General features: G+C 62.3%; 19 protein-coding genes, 1 pseudogene and 1 riboswitch. Of the genes and pseudogenes, 6 read left to right on the forward strand and 14 right to left on the reverse strand.

The features are described 5' to 3' along the window. Position 1: 1 nt before the first annotated feature. The 6 genes from H1B27_RS20095 to H1B27_RS20115 all read right to left on the reverse strand — a co-directional run bounded on the left by H1B27_RS20095 (position 2) and on the right by H1B27_RS20115 (position 8,135). Positions 2–1,915, reverse strand: a complete 1,914-nt coding sequence (locus H1B27_RS20095) for a heavy metal translocating P-type ATPase (RefSeq protein ID WP_197967249.1) — start codon at positions 1,913–1,915, stop codon at positions 2–4. Continuing rightward, positions 1,912–2,955 (reverse strand): SPFH domain-containing protein, encoded by a 1,044-nt coding sequence (locus tag H1B27_RS20100; protein WP_197967250.1) that lies wholly within the window; start codon positions 2,953–2,955, stop codon positions 1,912–1,914. The genes H1B27_RS20095 and H1B27_RS20100 overlap by 4 nt, the downstream gene beginning before the upstream one ends. Continuing rightward, positions 2,952–4,013 (reverse strand): protease modulator HflC, encoded by a 1,062-nt coding sequence (hflC, locus tag H1B27_RS20105; RefSeq protein WP_197967251.1) that lies wholly within the window; start codon positions 4,011–4,013, stop codon positions 2,952–2,954. Before hflC ends, H1B27_RS20100 begins: the two co-directional genes overlap by 4 nt. Beyond that, positions 4,010–6,262, reverse strand: coding sequence for an SPFH domain-containing protein (locus H1B27_RS41025; protein ID WP_197967252.1), 2,253 nt, complete (start codon positions 6,260–6,262; stop codon positions 4,010–4,012). The genes hflC and H1B27_RS41025 overlap by 4 nt, the downstream gene beginning before the upstream one ends. 93 nt (positions 6,263–6,355) lie before the next feature. After that, positions 6,356–6,739 (reverse strand): DUF2946 domain-containing protein, encoded by a 384-nt coding sequence (locus H1B27_RS41220; RefSeq protein WP_376708987.1) that lies wholly within the window; start codon positions 6,737–6,739, stop codon positions 6,356–6,358. A 1,087-nt stretch (positions 6,740–7,826) separates the two neighbouring features. Further along, a complete protein-coding gene (locus H1B27_RS20115; protein WP_197967253.1) occupies positions 7,827–8,135 on the reverse strand; it encodes a hypothetical protein in 309 nt (102 codons plus the stop codon). A gap of 29 nt (positions 8,136–8,164) precedes the next feature. Here H1B27_RS20115 and H1B27_RS40235 point away from each other — a divergent pair. The 4 genes and pseudogenes from H1B27_RS40235 to H1B27_RS20135 form a co-directional block, all read left to right on the forward strand. Next, positions 8,165–8,401: pseudogene (locus H1B27_RS40235) on the forward strand (hypothetical protein); the annotation flags it as partial. Positions 8,402–8,538: 137 nt separating this feature from the next. Then, a complete protein-coding gene (locus tag H1B27_RS20125) occupies positions 8,539–8,922 on the forward strand; it encodes a hypothetical protein (protein ID WP_197967255.1) in 384 nt (127 codons plus the stop codon). 157 nt (positions 8,923–9,079) lie between these two features. Next, positions 9,080–9,715 (forward strand): DUF1007 family protein, encoded by a 636-nt coding sequence (locus tag H1B27_RS20130; RefSeq protein WP_197967256.1) that lies wholly within the window; start codon positions 9,080–9,082, stop codon positions 9,713–9,715. After that, positions 9,712–10,839: a nickel/cobalt transporter gene (locus H1B27_RS20135; RefSeq protein WP_197967257.1), complete on the forward strand. Its 1,128-nt coding sequence runs from the start codon at positions 9,712–9,714 to the stop codon at positions 10,837–10,839. Before H1B27_RS20130 ends, H1B27_RS20135 begins: the two co-directional genes overlap by 4 nt. A 42-nt stretch (positions 10,840–10,881) precedes the next feature. Here the strand turns inward: H1B27_RS20135 and H1B27_RS20140 are convergent, their stop codons facing one another. The 6 genes from H1B27_RS20140 to H1B27_RS20165 all read right to left on the reverse strand — a co-directional run bounded on the left by H1B27_RS20140 (position 10,882) and on the right by H1B27_RS20165 (position 17,912). Next, on the reverse strand, positions 10,882–11,397 hold the full coding sequence (locus tag H1B27_RS20140) for a YcnI family copper-binding membrane protein (protein ID WP_197967258.1): 516 nt from the start codon (positions 11,395–11,397) through the stop codon (positions 10,882–10,884). Positions 11,398–11,444: 47 nt separating this feature from the next. Then, on the reverse strand, positions 11,445–13,637 hold the full coding sequence (locus H1B27_RS20145; RefSeq protein WP_197967259.1) for a TonB-dependent receptor family protein: 2,193 nt from the start codon (positions 13,635–13,637) through the stop codon (positions 11,445–11,447). Positions 13,638–13,689: 52 nt separating this feature from the next. Next, positions 13,690–14,076: a DUF2946 family protein gene (locus H1B27_RS20150; RefSeq protein ID WP_197967260.1), complete on the reverse strand. Its 387-nt coding sequence runs from the start codon at positions 14,074–14,076 to the stop codon at positions 13,690–13,692. Positions 14,077–14,219: 143 nt separating this feature from the next. Beyond that, positions 14,220–15,050 carry a DJ-1/PfpI family protein gene (locus tag H1B27_RS20155; protein WP_197967261.1) on the reverse strand — a complete coding sequence of 277 codons (831 nt, stop codon included), beginning with the start codon at positions 15,048–15,050 and terminating at the stop codon, positions 14,220–14,222. 40 nt (positions 15,051–15,090) lie between these two features. Beyond that, the gene (locus H1B27_RS20160) at positions 15,091–17,433 is read right to left on the reverse strand and encodes a TonB-dependent siderophore receptor (protein ID WP_197967262.1); all 2,343 of its coding nucleotides are present in this window, start codon (positions 17,431–17,433) and stop codon (positions 15,091–15,093) included. Positions 17,434–17,531: 98 nt separating this feature from the next. Beyond that, positions 17,532–17,912 (reverse strand): DUF2946 domain-containing protein, encoded by a 381-nt coding sequence (locus tag H1B27_RS20165; protein WP_197967263.1) that lies wholly within the window; start codon positions 17,910–17,912, stop codon positions 17,532–17,534. 325 nt (positions 17,913–18,237) lie between these two features. On the opposite strand from H1B27_RS20165, the gene H1B27_RS20170 reads away from it, so the two are divergent. Together H1B27_RS20170 and H1B27_RS20175 are read left to right on the forward strand one after the other, a co-directional pair. Beyond that, on the forward strand, positions 18,238–18,468 hold the full coding sequence (locus H1B27_RS20170) for a hypothetical protein (protein WP_197967264.1): 231 nt from the start codon (positions 18,238–18,240) through the stop codon (positions 18,466–18,468). 68 nt (positions 18,469–18,536) lie between these two features. Then, positions 18,537–19,247 carry a sulfite exporter TauE/SafE family protein gene (locus tag H1B27_RS20175; protein ID WP_197967265.1) on the forward strand — a complete coding sequence of 237 codons (711 nt, stop codon included), beginning with the start codon at positions 18,537–18,539 and terminating at the stop codon, positions 19,245–19,247. A 54-nt stretch (positions 19,248–19,301) separates the two neighbouring features. Here the strand turns inward: H1B27_RS20175 and H1B27_RS20180 are convergent, their stop codons facing one another. Continuing rightward, positions 19,302–20,087, reverse strand: coding sequence for a DUF4198 domain-containing protein (locus tag H1B27_RS20180; protein WP_197967266.1), 786 nt, complete (start codon positions 20,085–20,087; stop codon positions 19,302–19,304). Then, positions 20,084–22,018: a TonB-dependent receptor gene (locus tag H1B27_RS20185; protein WP_197967267.1), complete on the reverse strand. Its 1,935-nt coding sequence runs from the start codon at positions 22,016–22,018 to the stop codon at positions 20,084–20,086. The genes H1B27_RS20180 and H1B27_RS20185 overlap by 4 nt, the downstream gene beginning before the upstream one ends. 658 nt (positions 22,019–22,676) lie before the next feature. Next, positions 22,677–22,876, forward strand: a riboswitch (cobalamin riboswitch). Positions 22,877–23,124: the final 248 nt, after the last annotated feature.

Consider the following 23,124-nt stretch of genomic DNA (forward strand, 5'->3'; position numbering starts at 1 on the left):
GCTACGCCACGGGCTCCTGAAACTTCAACAGTCGGCCAGCATTGGCCATCACCACCAAAGTGCTGAAATTGTGGAGCAGCGCCGCAATGATCGCCCCACTGGCGCCCATGACCCCTGTCGCCGCAGCTGCGACGATCACGACCGTCCAGCCAAGCCCGACGGCGACATTGACATAGATGGTACGGCGACAGCGCCGGCTCAAACGGACGCAGGTCCCGAGCCGTCGCAGATCATTGGTCATCAGCACCAGATCGGCGGAGGCCAAGGCAACGTCGCTGCCGCGCGCGCCCATGGCGACGCCGACCGCGCCGACCTTGAGCGCGAGCGAATCATTGATGCCGTCGCCGACCACCATTGGACGATAGCCGGCGCTAATCTCCTCGAGCACGCAAGCCATCTTCTCGGCCGGAAGGGCCTCGGCACGGACGTTTGGCAGGCCCAGAACATCGGCAATGCGGCGGGCGACCGACATGCGATCTCCCGTCAGCAGCACCTGCCGCCGAAGACCGAGTTCGCGGAGGTCTGCGATCGCCTCCGGCGCCTCCGGGCGAGGCTCATCCGCAAGGAGCATCCAGCCGAGAAAATTGTCGCCGCGCGCGATACCTGCGATCGGACCGTCGTGGTTCGGCTCAGACGAAATGGCGATGCCGAGTTCATCGAACAACTCGGCGCGACCAAGTGCGACTGTCTCCTGGTCCAGCCGTCCGACCACGCCGAGACCATGCGTTTCTTTGACGTCATCGAGTTCGAGCTTTGCGTTCGTTGCAAACCGAACGAGCGCCCGACTGAGCGGGTGATTGCTGGCGCCCGCCAGACTGCCGGCCAATGTAGCGAGTTCGTCCCGGCTGACGCCGGACTCCGGTCTCGCATCGACGACCTGCAATTGCCCCAGCGTGACGGTCCCGGTCTTGTCGAACACGACCGCATCGACGGTCGCGAGGTTCTCCAGGAATCCCGCGCCCTTGACCAGGATTCCGTGACGGCTTGCAACAGCGATCGCGGCGATTGACGTCGCCGGCGCGGCGAGCACCAGGGCGCACGGACAGGCTGCGACCAGCACCGCCAGCATTGCCACCGTACTGCTGGTCAGAAACCAGGTGCCGGCGGCTGTCAGCAGCACCAGCACCATGTAACGTCCGGCATAGCGTTCGAGCAGCCGGGTAATCGGAGGCTTGGCGTTCTCGGCCTCCTGTAGCAGGGTTATCACACGGCCGAGGGTCGAATCCTGGCCAACCCGCGTGAGCTTCACCAGCAAATGGCCGTCGACATTGATCGAGCCACTGAACACCTCGCTGCCGGGCTGCACTTCGACGGGAACGGATTCTCCCGTGATTGATGCCGTATCCATGCTTGACTTGCCGGTTTGAACGACGCCGTCGGCGGGGACGAGGTCGCCGGCGCGCAAATCGATCAGATCGCCGGCCTGCAACGATGGCGTGTTCACTTCTTCGAGTTCCCCACCCGGCAGCACGCGGCGCGTCTTGACCTGCGTCAACCGGCTCAGCGCCCGGATCGCCTCTTGCGAGCCCAGCAGTGATCGTTCCTCCAGGATGTGTCCGAGAGTCATGACCAGGGGCAGCAATGCCGCCGTCATCAGATCTCCCGCCGCCCAGGCCGCGACCAACGCCAGCGCAATGAGCTGGTCGGTTATGCCGTGCAGATCCGGATAGCGCAGGCTCTCCCAGGCTGCCGAGAGCGCGGGGATGGCGACCAGCAATGCCGCAACACCGGCAACCAACTCGGCGACTTCGGCCTGGCTTGGCGCCAGGAACAGCAGTCCGGCCGAAAGGATCAGACATCCGGCGGCAATAAGCGAAAGCACAAGCCGCACGCCAAGAGAAATCTGTTCAGATCGGCTGAGCAGGCCTTCGCCCGGCGTGGTTGCGTCGTCGGCGGTCATGGTTTCTGCGCTCATTGCGGCGTCGTCCCAGGCAGTATCAGATGAAGTCCGCCGCTATGGTCCACCGTATCGACGCGCGCGGCCTTCGCCAATATGGGACCAATGCGATCGATATAGATCCGCTTGGCGAGCGTCATGCCAGAGAATCCAGGCGATCCCCGCGCAAGGGCGTTGATGGCGGCCGTGCGCACCTTTGCCTGCGTCGTTTTCTCCGTGGCCTTGGCGTCGGCATCCGTGAGAAGCCGATCGTGCTCTTGATTGGCGCTGAGCGCCGTGGCGGCCGCATCTGTGCGAGCCTCGGCAATGTCACGCTCGGCTTCCTGCGAGGCGATCAGCACCCTATCGAAGGCATCCTTGGCGCCCTCCGGAATCGACGCCGCGAGATCGACCCGGCTCACCGTGATGCCAAGACCAGCGCCCACGCCGCTGAGATCACCGAGGCGGTGATTGATCGCGTTCATCAGGTCTGCGCGTAGCCGCTCACGGCTGGCGCGCGCGGCGGAATTCGAACCGGTAGTTAATTCGGGGCGTGCGACCAATATCGTATCCAGATCGCGCGCTGCGCTGACGGAGACGGCACTGGCGACGAACAAACGCTGCAGGGCAGGCCCAAGGTGCTCGCCGGTCAAAATATAGGCGGCCGGATCCACGATCTGATAGAACAGCGTAGCTCCCAGATGCACCACACTGGCATCACCGCTCAACAGGAAGGCGCCATTCATTCGGGCGTTGTAGTAGAAGACGTGTTTGGGATTTGAGCCCGGCTCGAAGCTGTCGATCCGGAATTCGATTTGCCGGTCGGCTGATGGCAGGATGACAACCTGCTCGATCGGCCGCGGCCATGCGAACAATAGTCCGGCCGGTTGTTGACGCTCGACCTTTCCGAATTGGTAGACGATCGCCCGGCTTTCAGGCGGCACCTGCCGAATGCCCGACAACGACCAAACGACTGCCGCAAAGCAGACGGCGAGGAATAGGAATCGGAATGCGATCTTGGCGGATTGAGCCCATGCTCCTTCGGGTTCGCCACCTTCGCGTATATCGGATACCGTCATTGGCGGCTTCCTTGCGTAGTTTGTGCCGCGGGCGCGGCCGCGCTTGGTGGCCCATCGACCAGAACCCGGAACGGCGCGGCATCGGTGCGCAGAATCAGCCGTGTATTGTCGCCCACCACCGTGTCCAGGGTGTCGAGGGATCGAAGCAAATTGTAGAGCTCCGGTGCACTGCTGTAGGCCCGACCATAGATGTCGGCCGCTTCGAGACGTGATTTGGCTTCGACTTCGGATGCATCCTGCTTGGCCCTGGCGCGCAGAACGCGCGCATCGCGATCGGCGTTCGATGCGATTTCGGCAGCCGCGCGCCGGCCCTCAGCCTGCCGTTCGGCCGCGACGGTTTCGCGCTCGGCCCGCATGCGCGCGATGGTGGCATTCAGGGTTTCGGCCGGCAGGGTCAGGCGTTCGATACCGACTTGCCGAACGGTCACGCCGTAGACCTTCAGCGCCTGCTCATCGAGACGCTCACGCAGGCGGCTCTCCAATGTGGTCAGTTGAACCTTGGCGGGATCGGTATTTATCAGATCGGCGAGATCGAAGCTCGCGGCTGCGATTTCCAGCGACGAGCCGACGAAGCTTCGCAATTGCTGCGCGGCCACATCGGGCTGGTTGCGAACGGCGCGCAGGAATTGCCGGATGTGGTCGGGCTCGGCCGGCACTTGCCACGCCACATAGGCCTGCACCAGGATACGCAGGCCGTCGCGCGTTCCGACGTCCTGCAGGCCGCTCGAAGTGGTCCGCAGCCGCAGATCCACATTGATCGTGCTTTCAAACGGCGCAGGCATCTTCCACGCGACCCCGGGCGCGGTCAGCACGTGGATCGGATCGCCGAAGCGGGTCACCACGACGGCATCGCCCGGACTGACCAGAACGATGCAGGCGCTGGCGACGGCAGCTGCGACGATCACGAAAGCGACCGCGAATCGTCCGTAGCGCGCGAACAGTCCCTGCTGCCGACGATCCTGCCCATGTCCCGATCCATGCCCCGAATGGTCGTCGTGATCATGATGGTGATGACCATGACCATGACCGTGGTGATGGTGATGATGCCCGAATATCATGGCTTTGGTCCTGGTCTGGGTGTGGACTTCGGTGTCGTGAATTCGTTGTCCTCGTCTTCCGGCTCGTTATTTCTGTCGGAGGGCGGCGCGACGTCATTTTTCCCCGAGGGCGGGAGGACGTCGCGGGTTGCGGCATCAAGGCTACGCAGATCGACAGTTGGCGCGTTCTGGCCGTTGAGGCGGTGATCGACGACGATGATGTCGGAGCCGGTAAGGGCAACGACCAAGCGTTCGAGCCACCGCTCGAGAAGGAATGCCGCGCTGTTGCGCTGCGCTGCCTCGCGATCGGCATCGAACAGCACGCTCTCGCTATTGGCCCCGCCAACAAGCTGAGCGGCCGCCGCGACCGCACCGTTGTGAACTGCCGTTGCGTTCGTCTCGGCCGACTTGAGGGTTTGGATCGCTTTTGCCTTTTCTTTCGAAACCTGCGACGTGGCGAGAATCTCGGCGGCCTGCACGTTGTGGTATGCGTTGGCGGCCCCCGGAGGCGGGTGGATCGCCTCGACCACCACCGCAATGGCCTCGATGCCGCTCGACATCTGATCCAATTGTTCCTGCAACGCGGTGCGAAATTCATTGGCGAAAGTTTCGCGGTTTTGCCCGAGCACGTCGAGCAATGTGTACCGAGCGAAATATTGCACCAGGAGCCGGCCGGCTACGGCGCGGATGAAAGTTTTCGGCTCCGCGCCTCGATAGGCAGAGTCGATCGCAGCGGCCTCTGATGCGCCGATCCGGTAGACTATTCGCAAATCCGCATCGGCGATCTGGAAGCTCTGCTGGCCGCTCGCTTCGCTCGCGATCAGGTAGCTCTGTTCGGACGGATGCGATGCATTCCACAGACGGTCGGCGCTGGGCGGCGCCGGGGCCTCGGCGCCCACCAAATTCTGCTGCTGACCGACGCCGGCACTTGGCTGCTGGAGATCGATCGAAGCGTCGCCCGGAGATATTGCGATCGGAATGTCGTGGATGATGCCAAGCTCAACCCCACGCATCACGCCCATCGGCCATGGAAGATGAAAGTGCAGTCCGGGCCCAAACACGGCGACGGGGACGCCCAACCGTTCGTAGACCGCGCGTTGATTGAGGCTGAGCGCTGTAACTCCGGTTAGCCCCCAGGCCATGAGGGCCATCCCGACCGCCACTGGCAGCATTGCCCTTTGGATGAAAGCGAGCGCCCAGCTACGCGACAGGTCGATGCCGAACTGCTGACGCACGGCGGTGTTGAAGGCGTGGAAGTTGGGTACGGAGAAGCGGAGCAGTCCGGCCACACTGCTGTCTGCAACCGTTCGCAATTGTTCGATGGGCGCGAACGGGATGAAAAACATCGCCATGCCGCGCAGTGTCAATTCGAGTGCGACGACGACAATCAACAGGCCCAGTGCAACGTAGATCCAGATCGCCCATGTGAATCCGAGCGAGAGCAGCACCAACGATATGCCAAGACCAAGGCATGTGGTCAGCGGGACCCTTAGCAACCGATTGAGCTGTCGCGCCTCCGGCAGCATCTCGGCCGGGATCGCCGCGTAGGAGCGCTCCAGCACCAGGAGCGGGAATGCCGCGACGAGCAGCACGCCGCTCAGCACCTGTCGAGGCAGCGGGTCGGCCATGCGCATTGGCGGCGCAAGCCAGCCGACGATGACACCGCCGGCCGCCAAGACGCCGAACAGCAAGACGACAAGCGTCGCCGGCCAGTTCGCCAGGGAGGCTGCGCTTGGCTTCAATAATGCGCGCGAAACGGCAAGGCGACGCCTCAATCGCTCGCCTCTGGCCCAGTGCGGTACGGCCGAAACGGAAGTTTCCGCCTGCGCGCCCCCTTGGCGGTCGGACTCCAGCAAGTGGGCACGGATGGAGGCGACGATACCGGCCGAGAGAAATCCCGCAGCTGCGACCAGAAGCGCCGCTCCCACATAGGCGAATGCCGACGGAATGACGAGATAGAAAGATCGATAGAGATGTGGCGGCGCGTAGACCGGCGGCGCGTAGACCATCCCAATCAAGCCCAAACCGATCGATGCAAAGATCGCACCGATGATCAGCAGCGCGCCAACATACCGCTTGGCATTGTTGAAATGCGGCAGCTCGGCCAGCATCCCGGGTGCCTTTTCGAGTTTGTCCGCCGATCGTTGCATGCGGTTCGCCTTGGCAGAGGTTTTCATAGGGATCGCATCAAGCTCTTGTTCGCGAAGAACGGCAGGCGAGCGCTGTTCAGTCGTCGGGGCCGGCTGGCACCCGAAGTCGGGATTGCGCACGAAGCGTCAATTCATCCTCGCCGATTGATCGAGCCAACACCGGGAAGACCGAGGCGTACTCAAATGCTGGCGACGAGCCGAGCTGGCATTGAGCTAAGCGATAGGTGGAGCGCGGGCTTGAAATGAACGCCAGACTTCTGTCGATGGCGGTTGGACCGGTGTTTCCAGCAGACGAGCACGGCGGATCGGTATCGGCTCGACAAGCACCGGGGGGAGGGACGGAAGCGCCGTCGCGACGAGCGCCACGCTGGCGCAGATCGGACAACAGTCATTCGTGGCGGGATGATGGTCCCGATCGGCCGGACCCGCCGGCGCGCGCTCCGTACCCGATATGAGTTGTGTGGCATCCGATATGGGCGGCGGCGACAGCCCGAGGTCGTCTCGATGGATATGGCCAAACGAAAGAACCATCTGCACCGCCAGCGCGAACAGCGCCAACTGCGTGCAAGATCGAAGTCTCGATCGGAGCCAATTCATTATTTCAAGCCGCCGTGCCCATACTTTACCTACCGACCGATTCCCGTTCGACGAAGGCCACACATAGATCTGCAGACAAAGCAGTCAAATGTACTGGCCTGATTGCGTCGCTTATTCGACAGCCAAATCAGTGTGAGGCTATCTTGGACAGGTTAGCTCTAGTTCTTTTCCGAAGAAAGAGCATTTCCGATGTCCAAAATGGCAGTTTTCCCATCGCCACCGCCGATCAATGCCTGATTCCATCGAAGTTTTTTGCGTGGGCTGCATTCACTTGTTTTCGACGCCGATGGTAGGCGCCATCGCTGGCGCCAGGATTCATGGACCCCTTCGTTCATTCATCCCAGTTGGCATCGATCGCACACCCGTCAGGCTAAGCGGTCGGGCGCTCAGGCCGCGAACAATCCGATTCAGCCGGCATCTGGCAGCACTTTCCAGCTCCCGCCATTTGAGCAAAAGGAGGGACTGATCTGGGCCGCTCGATGGCTGAGGGAACGGCGAAGGGAAGGCGGCACAATGCACTTGCCGACGACGGCATCGTCGTCACCGCAACGAGACTGATTTTGCCCACATCGGGATCGTCAATCGGAATACGCTCTGATGGCCGACCTGCCGCGACGGATTGAAGGGGTTTAAGTCAGATGACCTATCATGAATTCTATGCAGAGCTTAGCGGCGAAACGCCGGTTTTTTGGCCGTAGCGCAAATGGTGGGCTTGGACCAAAGAAAATCAAAAACACTTATCTTCAAATCGGGATTGACTGACATTCCTCTCCGCCATTCGTACGATTTTGTAGGCTCTGTACCATCTTGCGCGCGACAATGCGATGTGGCTTATGCGACGACCGTCGCGATCGTCTCTGTCGACGTTCCAGCGCCTTCCTTCGATAATTACGCGCGTGACATTTCAAGTGAGGATTTTGATCATCAGTCTATGCGGCTCGGAACGAATCCATTCTATCCCGATCAAATATCTTTCTGGGCTCATCGTGCCCAGTGTTTTCGTCGAGGGTCTCGTACTGCAGAAGCTCGAAGGACCGTTGAAGGGGTTCAGGTGGTTACGCGAGCCCGCGTCTTATGAGTAACTCCCTCAGGTTATGATGGCCGGAAACACCTCTTGATTCCAGTCGCCACCTTGCGCGTCATAAGCAACCTGCTCCATCTCGACAATTTCACGGTCTTCGCCTAACACACGGTCCGTGAATTTGGCCAGTAGCGGCCAGGCGAGCTCCAGTAGACCCGGAATTTTTGGTCGCCGAACGGACAGAAGGATGAACGTCCGGTTCTTCCGCTGATCGGAATCGACCGGCGTATACCCGAGCCAGACGTGCAGCACCGGCTTCTCTCCCGACGTCCATAGACGCAACGATTGGTGCGGGTAGTCCGTTCGGATCGTCATGAGGTCGCGAGGTCCCGCTGAGGCGGGGCATCGCCAATCCCTCCGGCAAGAAGCTCGATACGCTCTATCGGCTGGCCTGGCGGCGCGGCCTGAAGACCACGTATTACCTGCGCTCGCGTAGCGCCACGCATGTCGAGAAGTCGACGCTGAAGGGCACCGATGGAAAACTCAACGCGGTGTCCGCATCGTCGGCCGCGAAGTCGAACGCGCCGATCATGATCCCGACCGCGGCGGCGCCTGATCTCGACGGTATCAAGGCCTGGTAAGATGCGCACGGCCCTTCGATCGCCATATTCTTCTCCTCCATTGCATGCGCTGCGGGCCATAGTGTGCGTTCGGCCTTTACTGATGCCTTGAGGTTGCAGATCTCAGAGCGGGACGGCTCCTTGCAGGGCCGATAATCATGTCGGGACGCGCCTTCAATAAGCGTTGCGGAGCCTACTTTGCTCTGTTTGCACTAACGCTACAGCTCACGCTGTCCTTTGCGCACGTCCACCACCACGATCTCGCTACTCTACGGTTCGACCACGCGGATGTCGCAGAAGTAGTACACGGTTCGTCGCTTCAAGCCGTGGAGCAGATTCCGTCGCGGCTGGCTGACGACGATGACCGCTGCCAAATTTGCTTCTCGACCTTCCTGCTGTCGAACTCCTCATTGCCGCAAGCACCGACAAATCAGGGGGCGCTGGTATTCATCGAGCTTGATCGAGCCTTCAAACCGGTTTTCGATCAGGTCTTCCAACCGCGCCACGCGGCATTTCGTTCGCGGGCACCTCCGATCACCTGACTGCATACTGCCACTGCCGTGCCCGTGCAGGATCAGTCTTGCTTAGCGTGTGATGGGATACGGCATCAGCTGGAACACTTCAGATTCAGAGCGTTCTTGCGATTATCGTTCCCGCTGCTTGCGGGTGCTCACATTTTTTGATTCGGCGGAGATCATCATGAAGCCGACGTACTATCTATGCGCGGCGCTCTCGCTCTGGCTATTTGGCAGCCGCGCGGAGGCGCATCCCCACGTATGGGTGACGTTCCACAGCGAAGTGCTCTACGCGGCGGATGGCGCCATGACCGGCGTCCGTCATGCATGGACTTTCGACGACATGTTTTCGGCCTATGCGCTTCAGGGCATTTCGCACTCCAAAAAAGGGCAGTACACGCGGGAGGAACTGGCCTCACTCGCGCAGACCAACGTGGATTCCCTGAAGGAGTATGCCTACTTCACTTATGCTCGCACCGAGGGCAAGAAGCTGAAGTTTGCCGATCCTGTCGACTATTGGCTTGAATACAAGAATGGTGCGCTCACCCTGCACTTCACCTTGCCACTTAAAGGGGCCGCATCCGCTAAGGCCATGCAGATCGAGATCTACGACCCCACGATCTTCGTGGATTTCGAATTCGCCAAGGACAAGCCGGTTTCCTTGAGCGGCGCGCCGCAATGCGCCGTGACCTACGATCTTCCGCATCAGCCGACGGCGGCCGAGCAAGCGCGGCTCAGCCAGTTCGACATCGTGCCACTTGATTCCTCCAGCACCTACGGAGAAACGTTCGCCAACAAGATCCTGGTGAAATGCCCATGACCAGATCGCGCAAAATCTCGTTGGTCGCCCTGACGGCATTTCTCATGCTCTGCGCGACCGGAACCGTCTCGGCACGGGCCGCGCCATTCGGCGCACCGCATCCTGCAACGGCTATGTCCTCATCCGGCCTCATGGGCTGGATATTTGCCGAACAGGCCGCCTTCTACCGTTCGCTGTCGGGCTTCATCCGGGCGTCGAAGGAGGATAAGGTCGCAATGTGGGCGTTGTTCGGCATTTCCTTTGTCTACGGCATCTTCCATGCCATAGGTCCCGGGCATGGCAAGGCCGTGATCTCGTCCTATCTCGTCGCCAATGACGAGACCTGGCGCCGCGGCGTCGCCCTGTCGTTTGTATCCGCGGGCATCCAGTCGATCGTTGCGATTATTGTTGTGGCCATCGCAGCCGTTCTGCTTGGCGCAACAGCCAAGGCAATCGGGCTGGCCGTCCGTCTGGTCGAGGTCATAAGCTACATCCTCGTTATCATGATTGGCCTGAGGCTCCTCTACGTAAAGAGCCGCGGTTTCCTGATCGCCTGCCGCGAACTGACCTGGCGCCGAGCGCCGGACCTCGCCCTCGCGTCCGTGTCCGCGGGCCATGCGTCAAGCACCATGGCCTTTCAATCAATAGGCCAGCGGCCTCGTGCGATGGCCATGCGTGGCGGGCAATGCCAGGTTGACGGGTGCATCGCTCACGGCTTCCAATGCGATGGCGATCACGATCATCACGCCTCGGCCTGGGGCCATGCCCATGGGCCCGAGCCCACCGACCTTGCTGGCGACGGCGGCTGGCAGCGAGGGCTGGCCGCGGTCGTTGCCGTCGGACTGCGTCCCTGCTCCGGTGCTATCATCGTGCTGATCTTCGCGCTGGCGCAGGATCTGTTCTGGACTGGTGTAGGCGCAACGTTGGTCATGGGATTGGGAACGGCGATCAGCGTGGCAGGGATCGCAACTTTTGCTGTCGGCGCGCGGCGCGCGGCAAGCCGCATCGCTGAGTCACGTGCTGGAACGGGCATGCTTATCGTGCGAGCGATCGAAATCGGCGCGTCCACGTTCATCGTTGCGTTCGGGGGACTATTACTCGCCGGATATCTTGCGAGCGAGCAGCTCTGGATGTTTACTGGATAACGTCAATGACGATAAGCAGCCTTTGGCCGAATCCGGCTCCGACTATTGCTTCGGTAGCAGCTTCACTCCAGGTGCCGGCTCCTTGTAATCAGCCGCAGACTTGCCGTCCATGGGAATTTCTATCCAGCGGTGAATACCGCTTTCGCATTCCTGCACCACGGGGAAATACAGCATCTGGCCCGGCACGAGGTCGTCGGTCAGGTAGGTCGACAGGACGAACTCGTCGTAGAAGTCGTCGGGCAGGCGGCCGCTCCAGGAGACTTCCTTGACGCCTTCGGTGACGCTGCCGTGGAACATCGCGTAGGGCTTGTCGTACTTGCCCTTCACGAGGTCGAGCTGCCAGCCGGGCTTCGGCATCGGTTTCACGCCGACGACGCCAACGGGAATCTGGACGCGGACCTTGACGGTCGGCGAATTTCCGCAGCCATGCGGTACCCGGAAGGTGGCGAGATAGGGGCCGCCGATTGCGGCCTCCTTCTGCCCCAGCGTTGTATGGGCCTGCGCGGCTGTGCCGGCACACAGGGCGGCCGCGATGACGATCAGTGCGGTCGTACGCATGGTGTTTTTTCCTTCATTTGCGATGCGCTGGACGGTGACCGGCGTCTCTACATCCTGTAACGGACGCCACCATAGATCGAGCGGCCGGTGCCGGGATTGAAGAGCTCCATGTTGGGGGTCGCCGTTCCAACCGTGACGGTGCTCGAGATGTAGCGTTTGTCGAGCAGGTTACGTCCTTCGACGTAGCCCGACCAGCCGCTTCCCGTGTCATAGCCGATCTTGAAGTTCAACAATGCGTACGGATCGACCGTGAGGGTGTTGGCGTTGTCCGCGAAAAAGGCCTGCGGCATCCACTCGACGTTCGGTCCGGCGTAGAAGCCGTTCGGGTGCTTGTACAGCACCTCGGCGCGGACGTAGTGCGGCGGGGCGCCCGGCAAGCGGTTGTTGCCCCAGATCGCATCGTCGTCGAAGCGGAAGTCGCTGTAGGTGTAGGTGACATTGAACCAGAACCGGTCATCCTGGGCGAAGGTCGATTTGAGGAACGCAACGCCGAACCCGGCTTCGATGCCCTGATGCAACGTGCGGCCCGCATTCGTCTGAACGCAGGGGTTCGTGTAGAACGGATTGACCACGACCGTCAGGCACTGCAACTCGTTCCGGATGTTGGCGCGATAGAGCGAGATATCCCATGTGAGATCCGGTCTGCGGCCGCGCGTGCCGACCTCGTAAGTGGTCGCGGTCTGCGCATCGACGTTCGAACTGGCCGGCGACGCGAACGTGTTCACGTCGAAGGTCGGTACCTCGGCGCTGCGCGAGATGTTGCCGAAGACCTGCCATGCCGGATCGACGTCCCAGAGCATGCCGACTTTCGGACTGAGGATGTCCCAGGTGCGGCGGCCGGACTGGTCGCCATCCGACAGGAACCGGTCCTGCTGCTCGCGGATGGCATGCATGAACTGCCCGCCGGCAACGAGCGCGACATTCGGCAGTACAAAGAACGAGTTCTCGCCGTAGACGGAAACATTCACCGACTTCCAGAGATTGGACGAGGCGAGCGCGCCCTTCACCGCGCCGGGCAGGTTGACGTACTGATTGATGTCGATCGTTCCGTTCTGGAGATTGACGCCCGTGATCAGCCGGTTGCGGAAACCTGCGATGAGGCGGTCGTCGGTTGCGCGCGCGAATGCGCCATAGTCCCGTGCGGTGAAGTCCAGGTACTGGAAGATCGGATGGTCGACGTGGCGGTCGAGGCCGAAGATGCTGAAATCCAAGACGGTATTGTCGAAGCGCAAGGTCGTCTTGTTGGCGAGACGCACCGTGTCGATGTTGCGCTGCTGGTTTTGCAGCACGAACGTCGGGTTCGCCGCCTGCGGTGTGGTGAGTGCCGCCGTTTTGGTGACTTCGCCGGGTATCTCCGCGCGCCATCGGCCCGCGTTGATGTAGAAACGCGTCTCGGCATCCGGCGAAAACTGATAGCCGAAATTCGCGTTGTGGCGTTCGGTATCGGTTCTGCTGTGCTCGCGGTATCCATCCTCGCGCTGCGCCGAGGCCGTGATGAAGTAGTCGGCAGGTCCGTAGGCTCCGCCGGAACTGGTCTGGGTCTTCACATAGCCGAAGCTGCCGGCATCGAAGCGCGCTTCGAAGGGCGAAGCATCGCGCCCCGTCGGCATGACGAAATTGATGGCACCACCGAGCGAGTTGGATCCATAGCGCAGCGCGTTGGCGCCCTTGTACACCTCGACATAGCGGTAGGCGGTCGGATCGATCTCGAACAGATCGAACAGTCCGTCGGCGGTGTTGATCGGAATGCCGTCCATGAACGGGTTGATGCCGCGATTGCCGTAGCTGCGCGACAGGCCGGAACCGCGGATCGAAATCCGGCCGTCGGGCCCCCATCGGGTCTGGATCAGCACGCCCGGCACCCAGCCGAGGATGTCCTTCACCGTATTGGCGGGGCCGTTCTTGTAGGCGGTATCGGGAACGACCTCGACGCCGCCGGGCGCGCGGTCGATCTCGGCCGTGGCTTGCGCGGTGTTCGGCACCGTCAGACTGCCGGTGCCGGTCGAGCCCAATTGAGCTGACGTGGTTGTAACGGGCTGAGGCGCGCGCTGGCTCCGTGCGGTCCGATTGGCCTGGCTTCTCGACTGAGGCGCGCGGCTCACAACCTTGGGCTTTTGCTGAGGGGCCTCCACGGTGACGGGAGGCAGGTTTGGGGAAGACTGCGCGTGAGCCGGTGAAGCGAGGATGAGCGCGGAGCCTGCGAGCAAACAGCTGCGCAGCCGCATGACGGCGATTGACATATGATGAACCTCTCGACGGATCGACGAACGAAGCGCCCGAGGGCGCGCGCGGTCAAATTAGTCGAGGAGGTCCGCGGGTCAGGTGCGCGAAGGATCGGGCACGCGCAAAGATGCGCTTCCGAAACGAAAGGACCGGCTCGGCGCGCAGCGCAATGCGTTCGGCAAGGCCGGCTGCGGGGGGCGGCAAGCCGCCGGCCACGTAGTGTCCTACACAGAGCGGGCAGTGCGCAGTCGTCTTTCCGCCGTGCTTGTCCGCGTCGGTCCGAGCCGCATCCGCATTTCCGCTGCTGACACAGAGTTCGTGAGCTGCCGCCGCTGCGGCGAGAGGCGAGATGCTGGCAACCAGAATGCTCGACAGGATGAGGTTTAAAACCAGCGCGTAGGCCGCAATGAATGCAGTCCCCCACCCGATCCGTCGCTTGAAAGCGAACCCCGTCATCACTCAACCCCTGTGGCTGGACTAACACGGCGAGCGGCCGAGTCAAACGCGCAACGGGATGCGTGCAACGGGCGGCGATCGACTGTTGCCCGGGTGCCACGTTGAATCAAACCGCAGCATTGAATCCTTCGAGCTAGCCGGCGTCAGCCATCGCGATATCTGGGATAGACCTCTCGTCCGATCTCTTCGGCGTCCTTGGTGAAGTCGACGAACATGTCGCGCATCATTTTCGTGACGTCGCCTGGAGCCTTCGCGGGCGTTCCGGCATCGTATGGCGGCTCCGGCGCGTACTGGGCCATCAGCTGAACGCACTCCGCGTATTGCCGGTCACGCAACTGCCCGACGAGGGAGAGGCCGAAATCGATCCCAGAGGTCACACCGCCGGCCGTGATTCTGTTGCGGTCGCGGACGATCCTGTCGTCGGTCGGAGTAGCGCCGAACAGCGGCAACAGCGAAACCGCCGCCCAATGCGAGGTCGCCTTGTAGCCGGTGAGAAGTCCCGCAGCCCCGAGCAGCAACGAGCCCGTGCAGACCGAGGTGACGAATTTGGCGCGGGATCCGCGATCCCTGAGGAAGCGAAGCGTGCTATCGTCCTGCATGGCGGCGAGGGTGCCGGATGCACCACCGGGGACGCAGATGATGTCGAGATCGCGCGGGCATTCGTCGAAGGTCGCACTGGGCTGAAACACGAGCCCGGTATCGCTTTTCACGATGTCCTTCCTCTTTCCGACGATGTGGGTCGTCGCACCGATGAGGCCGGTGAGCATGGCGTGCGGCCCGACCATGTCGAGCGCCGTAAACTCGGGATAGACGAGGAAGGCAATCTGCTCCTTCCCCATCCAGCTCGCGGGCATCTGCGACATGTCATGCCCGGTGGTGGTCCCCGCCGCGAGCTCGGCGGCCGGGGCGGACCGCAGTCCCGCCGCGGCGATGCCTGCTGCGGAGGCGAGAAGCAGGTCTCGTTTCGATATCATTCGTTCACTCCCGTGACAGTGATGAGTTGCGACGACGATATCAGTAGCGATAGGCAAGCGTCCCGTAGAATGCGCGGCCGTCGCCGGGAGCCACCTGGCCGCCGAACCAGGGGAACGCCACGAAATATTTCTCGCCCGTCAGGTTCTTGACGTTGAAGGATGCCCGCCAGTGTTCGGTCTCGTAGGCAATCTTGGCGTCGACGGTGAAATATCCCGGTGCCTTGTAGACATTGAGATTGTCGACATATTGCGAGGACGCGACGTAGACACCGGCGCCGGCGCTCCAGCCTCTGAGAGCGGGCAAGTCGAAGGTGTAATTGACCCAGAAGCGGCCTGAATCCTCCGGCACGCCGGAGACCTTGTTCCCTTGCGGCGTTCCCGTATTCGAGTCGGAAAATCTGACATCCGTGTGGCCATAGCTCGCCAGCACCTTCCAGTTCTTGGTGGGCTGCCAGATCAGGTCGGCCTCATAACCCTTCGACTCCTGCGCGGACAAAGCCCCGATACCGACCCCGATCGTCACCGGCACGTTCTGGCGCTGAATGTCGAACACGGCGACGGTGCCGGTCAATTGGTCGTTGATGTTGAACTTGAAGCCTCCCTCGACCTGCTTCGAGGTCTCGGGCTCGATGTTGGTGTTCAAGGCCTGGTTGAATGGTGAGGAGGCCTGCATCCCTTCGCTGTAGCTGCCGTAGACCGACAGTCCCGGAATGAGGTCGAGAACCGCGCCGACCCTTGGCAGCGCCTTGGTCTTGTCGGTGCCGAACTGCGTCGGTGCAAACACACCGGTGAAGAAGGGGAAGTTTTCGACATAGTCGATATTGATGCTCGCAAGCCGCACGCCGGCGAGGATGTGAAGGCGATCGTAGATCGTGGATTGCAGTTGCGTGTAGACGCCCTTGGTGGTGAAGGCGCTGCTGTAGTCGTAATATGGAAAGAAGAAGGCTGCCGACGCGGGCGTGGGATCCGTGTACGGGGTCGGAAAGACGGGGTTGTTGACCAGATCGACCGGCGCAACGCCGAGGTCGGTGTTCATGTGACCGCGATCCGTGACGCGGCTGTAGTCGGCGCCGGTGAGCCAGACGTTGTTGGTCGGTCCCAGCCTGAACCGCGCCTCCAGATTGGGGTTGACCGAGAACTCCTGCTGTTTCTGCAGGAGGTCGACATTGATCAGGCTCCATGTCGACGGAAGCGCCACATCCGGTGCGGCGGTCTGTGTCGTCTGGCTGCGTTGATCGAAGCTCTGGTCCGCCCAGCGTGCCTTGACGTTGAAGGACCAGATCGAATCGAGCTTGCGGTCGAACGTCGCCGTGACGCTCTTGACCTCGCTGTAGCTCTTCGGAATGTCGGAGGGGCCGATATAGAGACTGGGATTGAGGCGGAAGCTCCCGGCGACGGTGCCGACCGCTGGCAAGCCCTGATAGGCCTGCTGCTCGAGCCGCGAGACGCGCCCCTGGATCGTCAGCGTCGTGTCTTCCTTGTTTGTGAACGTCAGCGTCGGATTGAACGAGTAGCGATTCTGGTGGACGACATCGGTGAACGTGTCGTTCGACGTATATGAGCCCGTAAAGCGGAACAGCACGGTCTTGTCGGCCGACAGCGGTTGGTTGACGTCGAAATACGGCTGGACATAGTTGTTCGTCCCGAACGTCACACCTGCTTCGCCGCTCGCCTTGTCGGTCGGCAGCTTCGAGACGATGTTGATGGCGCCGCCAAGCGGGCTGCCGGCCCCGCCGCCATAGAGGATCGCGTTCGGCCCCTTCAACACCTCGATACGTTCGACGTTCACCAGCGAGTCGCGGTCGCCGACGTTGTACAGGACGTTCATGCCGTCGAGATATTGCTGCGCGTGAAACCCGCGAACGTTGATCAGGCCGTCCGCGGCCGTGGTGCCGATGGCGAGGGTATTCGTTCCCTGCGTGTTCGAGACGTTCTGGATGGCCTCGATGACCGTGACGTTGTTCTGGTCCGTGATGACGCTCCTGGGGATCACCTGGATCGACTGCGGCACCTGCTCGATCGGCGTCGCCGTCTTGGTGGCCGAGAACGACGACAGAGCCCGATAGCCATCGACCGGCCCCGCTGTCGTCAGCGTGGTTCCCGGCGGGAGCTTGAGATCCGGCAGGTTGAGGGCGGGATTATAGGTGCCGAGGGCGTTTGCCAGCGGCTTGACCGCCGCGGCCGGCTCCGGTGGTTTTGCGCTGGCGCGTTTGGCGCGCTTGGCGCCCGACCTGTTTCCAGCGACGGTCGCCGCGGCAGGACGTGTCGGGTCCGGTGCCTGGACGGTGACGCCGGGCAATTGTGTGGATTGGGCAAGGGCGATCTCGGGGACCACGAGAAGTGCAAAGACGCTCACGCCTCCCAGCGCGCGAAAACGAAACATCGGAAACTCTCCAACTCGGGCGCGATCGCCCGCCAACAGTCGACAAAAATCATCGATGCGGGCCAAGCGGCCGCACCGATCTTGCGATTTTGGAAAAGTCAGGAGTTCGAAGGGGGAGCGCGGGCCTGGGCGTGCCCGCCGTTGCGATCATTCCGCAGTTCTTGCGTTGCGGCGTGCCACACCACCGGCAGCGGGGACCGATAGGGTACTGCAACCGCGATCCCAGGCGTGTCCAGAGTTGCGCCGGCATGAACCAGGCAACACAGCGCGCAAGCGCCTGCGCGAGCATGGTGGCCGGTCTGGTCGGACTGGCTGTCGGCCTCGCCGCCTGACGTGTGGCAGATCGCGACACTGCCGAAGGCGGCGAGGGGATCGGATAAGCTGGCGGCCGTGGCCCATGACGAGCCGATGGGCGCGATGATCTGCATCATCAGCGCCATCAGGAATGCCGGGAAATAGATTTGCAGCCGCTGCCGCACCAGTTATCGCCTCATTGCAACAACCCGAACTAATCATGCGGCCCATCGAGAGTCGATGGCAGCTCACTCTGCTCGCACGAACAGACAGCCACGCCGGCAGGAATTATCCGCCAACTGTATCCCAATTGTCACGCTGCTCGGCCCGGCCCCGTATCTCTGTCGGGAAATACTGGCATGTCACTGTTTCCCGCAATCACTTGGTTGGACCTTTTGTCCAGTGGTTCGCGCATCGGTGCACGGTCATCAAAGACATTCGGAGACTTAATAAGAAAACGAAGGCTGTACGCGAGCTTGGGGCGAAGATGGCCTACCTCGGAGAGGCAACATGACACGCGAGGGATTGAAGGCGTTCTCCACCCATATCCTTATCCCCTTCATGATGGGTGCGAGCATCGGTCTGCTGTTCATGTATGCGATCTATCTCCTCGACGTCGGCGGCCTACGCTCGCTCTTGGTTAAGACCGGCGGGAGCCTGTTTGATGTCGGCCTCATCCCGGTTGCCTTCGCCTTCGGGGCGTTGTCGATCGGAACGAAAGAATTGCTCATCGACAATTGACCACATCCGGCGGGTCTTTGACGCAGCGCAATGCTGTCAGTGGCGGCTTCGGATTAGTTGCTTGCGCAATGTTCGATTTCGACCAGCCGCTTTTCGTCGCCGGGCTTCTGCTTGGCTTTTCCTCCAGCCTGCACTGCTTCGGCATGTGTGCAGGCATCGCGTCGTCCTTGCACTTCGCCGCCGACGTTGGGGTGAACCGGCCGCGGCAGGATCTGCTGACAGCGACGGTCCTGATCAATGCCGGACGCATCTCGGCCTATGTGCTGGCTGGCGCCACGGTCGGCGCAATCGGGTCGAGCGTGTTCGGATCGTTCGATCACACATTCGGCCATGCCGTGCTGCGCTGGGCTGCGGCCGCTGCGCTCGCCTGGATCGGCCTGTCGATGCTCGACGTGCTGTCGTTGCCGGCGGGTCTCTACCGGCTAGGACATGCGGTCAGCGGTGCCATTGGCGCTGCCGCTCGGACGGCGCACCTCCCGCCGACGCTGGGGTTGTTCGTTAGCGGCGCAGTCTGGGGCTTTCTGCCTTGCGCCATGGTCTATGCCGCACTGTTCTACGCCATGCTGTCTGGCTCGTGGCTCGGCGGCGCGCTGGCCATGAGCGGCTTCGGCCTCGGCACGCTGCCCGTGCTGCTCGGTGCCGGGCTAGGACTTCCGATGTTACGGCGCCGCGCCACGGCAGGGTGGTTGCGGAGCACCGTGGCTCTCGCCATCATCGCGGTCGGGATCGTCAGCGCGGGAATGTCACCGTCGACCTTGGCCGCCTGGTGCCGGTCCTGATCGGATTGTCGGCTCGCCGGCTCCTTCAACTCCCGTGGCTGTGGCTGGCGTTCGTTATTGCCTGCCGGTCACGTTGAACCACAGCGTGGCGTTATAGAGATCGGCGGTAGCTTGGTCGGGCGTGGTCGACGGTGACGCGCGATGATCGATCACCAGCAGATGGGCGCCGGGCTTGGCGATCGGGATCGAGGCAATTCCGTCGAGGTCGGTCTTGAATTTCGGGATGTCCTTTTCCGCAATCGCCGTCTTGCCGTCGCCGCGTTCGACCTCCGCGTCGGGCAGGGGCTTGCCACGAAACAGGACCTTGACCTTGAGCGGTTCGCCCGGTTTCGCCTTGGCGGGATCGGACAGCGGCACGAGCTCGAGATCGTGCCCCAACACCTCCCGCCACGGGGCGTCGGCGCCCGTGATCGCCTTTGCGAACTTTCCGGACCAGAGGATCTCGACGGCGTCGGGCACCAGCCGGCGCGTGGCGTTGCGATAGACGCCGTCCTTCGTCTTGACCCAGAAGCCGTTGTCGTAACGCGCCGCAAGCAGCGTATGGCCGCCGTCGTCAAACGGCTTCGTCCGTGCGATCTGCACGCCGTTCTCCGATGCGGCCGCCAGGCCGTCGAGCAGGGAGCTGCGTCCTTTCGCCGTGATCGCGAAGAGGTCCACGACCTTGTCCGCGAAGGCGGGCGGCCGGTCGTCGGGATGACTGTAGTTCACGACGGCGCGCCGGGCGTTCGCAGCGCCCGACAAAGTGAGCCAGACATCATGAGCGGAGGCGGATCCGATCGATACGAGAACCAAGCCGGTCGCAAGCAGCGCGGCGCGAGGACGAGAGAAAGACATGCTCATTTGGTCACCAGCTTGGGTTCTGCCGCGGCCATCACGGTCGGGAAGCGATAGGTCAGGCCCGCGAGTACGGCGAGTGTCGGCTGCGCGCTGACGAAGATGTCGGCCGAACTGGCGTTGACCGGGTTGCCGAAATTGATCGCGATTTCGCTAAGGCGATCGCCCGGATACCATGTCGCCTGGGTGAAGGCGGTCCATCCCTCGGGCCAGGTATAGGCCAGCTTTCCGGTGACGCGCGAGTAGGGCGAGGTCGTGATCAGTCCGTCCTGTGTCAGGTTCTTCTTGCCGACGAAAGTGATGTAGGCCGAGCCCGACAGCATTTGCGCGTTGATGGTCGCAACGTTGAAGTCGACGCCGACATTGGCGACGTAGTTCGGCACGTTCGGCACGAAGTAGGACGGTGCCGCGTCGACGAGGCGCGCCGATACCCCGCCGTAATTGGCGAACAGCGACACGTGGTTGACGGGATCCCGGACCACGAACCAGCGGGCATCGACGTCGTATCCGTTGCGCTGGGCCTTGCCGAGGAACGTCACCGGCAGCCCGGCGTCGGCCTGGAACGCTTCATTCGACGACTCCGTCGTCCAGTAGCTCGCGAGGAATCTGAAGCGCTCGAAGGTGAGCTGGAATCCGCCTTCGCGGCTGACGATCTTGAACGGCTGGATGCCGGGATTGCCGATTAGCTCCGCGGGCACGTCGATGCTGCGAAAACCCTGGCCGTAATTGGCGAACAGCTCCAGCCATTTGACCGGCGTGATGGCGACGCCGACCTTCGGGCTGGCGATGCCGTTCGAGATGTTCGGCGTTCCGCCGGGCGTGATGCGGTCGTCGATGTCGTAGTAGAACTGGTCGTAGCGGGAGCCCGCGGTGAATTTGAGCCAATCCAGCGGCTTGATCTGCACCTGCCCGAAGCCCGCCACGTTGGTCTGGTTCACCCCGACATTGACCGTGGCCGGCGCGGAGACGGCGCGTGCTATGGTGCGCGCCTGAAACGCCTCGATGAAATCGGTGCGCCAGTTGCTCCCCAGCAGAACCTGCACGGGAATGTCCTCGCCGATTGCGCCGCTCCAGACCTTGCTGACGCGGCCGCCGACCGTGGTGCGGTCCTCATGCTGCACGCGCTGGCCGCCGCCGAAATCGGAGAAACGGTTCGAGAACTGGTGGCTGACGAACAGCGTGCCCTTCAGTTCCTGATCCAGCGCGCCGGAGCTGTAATTGGTGACGAAGTTTTCGAGCTGCTTGTTGCCGCCGTCCGTCCGGTTGGTCGCCGAACGCTCGGAGATCGCGCCGGCTGTGATTGCGTCGCGACTGGCATAGCCGGGCGAGCCGTATTCCGTGCCATAGGCCTGCGCGCGGAACGAGACGGTCGCGCCGTCGGGCAGCGTCGTCGTCACCTTGTTGAACGAATTGTAGCGGTCGATGAAGCTGTTATCGCGGTAGCCATCGGTGTGATATCCCTCCAGCGCGAGGTAGGGCAGCCACGCGCCTTGCGTCGTGCTGTAGGTCGCAATGCCGCGCGCCGTGCCTTGCGTGCCGCCGGAGACGCCGACGCTTGCAAACGGCTCGGCCTGCTTGGTCGTGATGTTGACCGAGCCGCCCATGTTGGAATCGCCGTATTCGACCGAGAACGGGCCGCGCACGATCTCGATGCTCTTGACGGTTTCCGGCAGCAGCATGTTGAGGTCGGCATAGTTCGGCGTGTGCAGCGAGGAGACCTCGTTGAGTGGCACGCCGTCGATGGTATAGGCGATGTCGCGGCCGTGCTCGGCGTCGGTATAGCCGCGCAGCGAGAGGCCGTAGCCGATGCCGCCCTGTCCGTAGTTGGAGACGTTGAAGCCCGGGAGGGAGCGGAACAGGTCGCCATAGGTCGACACGGCGAGCCGGCTGATGGCCGGCGAGTCCAGCACGGTCACCGCGGCGGGGAGGGCCGTCACTGCGCTCGAGACATCGCCGCGGCTCGGTGGACCGCTTGCGGCGGACGGCGCCGCGAACGATTGCCGGGATCGCTGCGCGACCCGGCTGGGTGCCCGCCGGCTCGCCGCACCCAGTCGCGAGGATGGTTCTGCCCGTTGAACGCGCTTGCGCGGAGCCTCGGGCGCCGTGACCGTCACCGCTGGCAACGCGCCTGATGTTGCGCCCGGTGCGGTCTGTGCGCTGATCGGATCTTTTGCCGCAAAGCCGGACAAGGTCATGCCGGCCAGTGCCAGGCCCCAACTTACTCGACGCAACTCATCCCCCTGCATTGCAGCTTCGGGCCCGGCATCCCGAAGACGTTGATATGATGTCTTATCGCGTTCATCATATGCAGGTATGATGAATGTATTAAATCGTCATACCGGTCAAGTTTCGAATGAAGTTGGTTGCTCAACGGGATTGATGATGAACCCCTGGAGCGGCCAGGCCCGGCGCGTCTGGCTGAAGAGGCGCGCCGGGCCACACGTCCAGTGGCTTGGTCTTGCGAGCAACACGGATCTGCAACGCGACAGAGCCGCACTCGAAAGGCCGCGATGGCCCAATCAAAGCCTAGTTCTCGGCGACGAGGCCGACGCGCTGCGTTGCCGTCGCGTGGTGTTGACTCCTCTTTCCAGATGAACCTATTGTGATCGCGACGGTTCTCCTTCGGGAGATCAATAGGGAATGCGGTGCGGAGTTCTGCTCCAAAGCCGCGGCTGCCCCCGCAACTGTAAGCGGCGAGCCTGCTGTTCACTGGCCACTGGGTCCTCGGATCTGGGAAGGCGATCAGGAGGCGACGACCCGCGAGCCAGGAGACCTGCCGTCAGTCGTGGTCACGAGCGAAGCGCGTCGGACGGGGTGTGCCGAAGCGAAATCACCGAGCCGTTGCGCGTTTGCGGATCAGCTCGGAGATTTGTCGCGGTGACGTGTCACGTTGCCGTGGGGGCTCGTACGGTTTTGCCACTCATCAAGCTGCCGTAGGTCTTTGCAGGCGTCGTGCGCGGTGATGCGCGGCCCGTGTCTTTGCGCGGGCTCAGCATGGCCGATCAATCGCGCGCAGGGGATCGTTGTGTCCAAAGTTCAGTCG

It is taken from the genome of Bradyrhizobium diversitatis (assembly GCF_016031635.1).
In the GTDB taxonomy this organism is placed as follows: Bacteria; Pseudomonadota; Alphaproteobacteria; order Rhizobiales; family Xanthobacteraceae; genus Bradyrhizobium; species Bradyrhizobium diversitatis.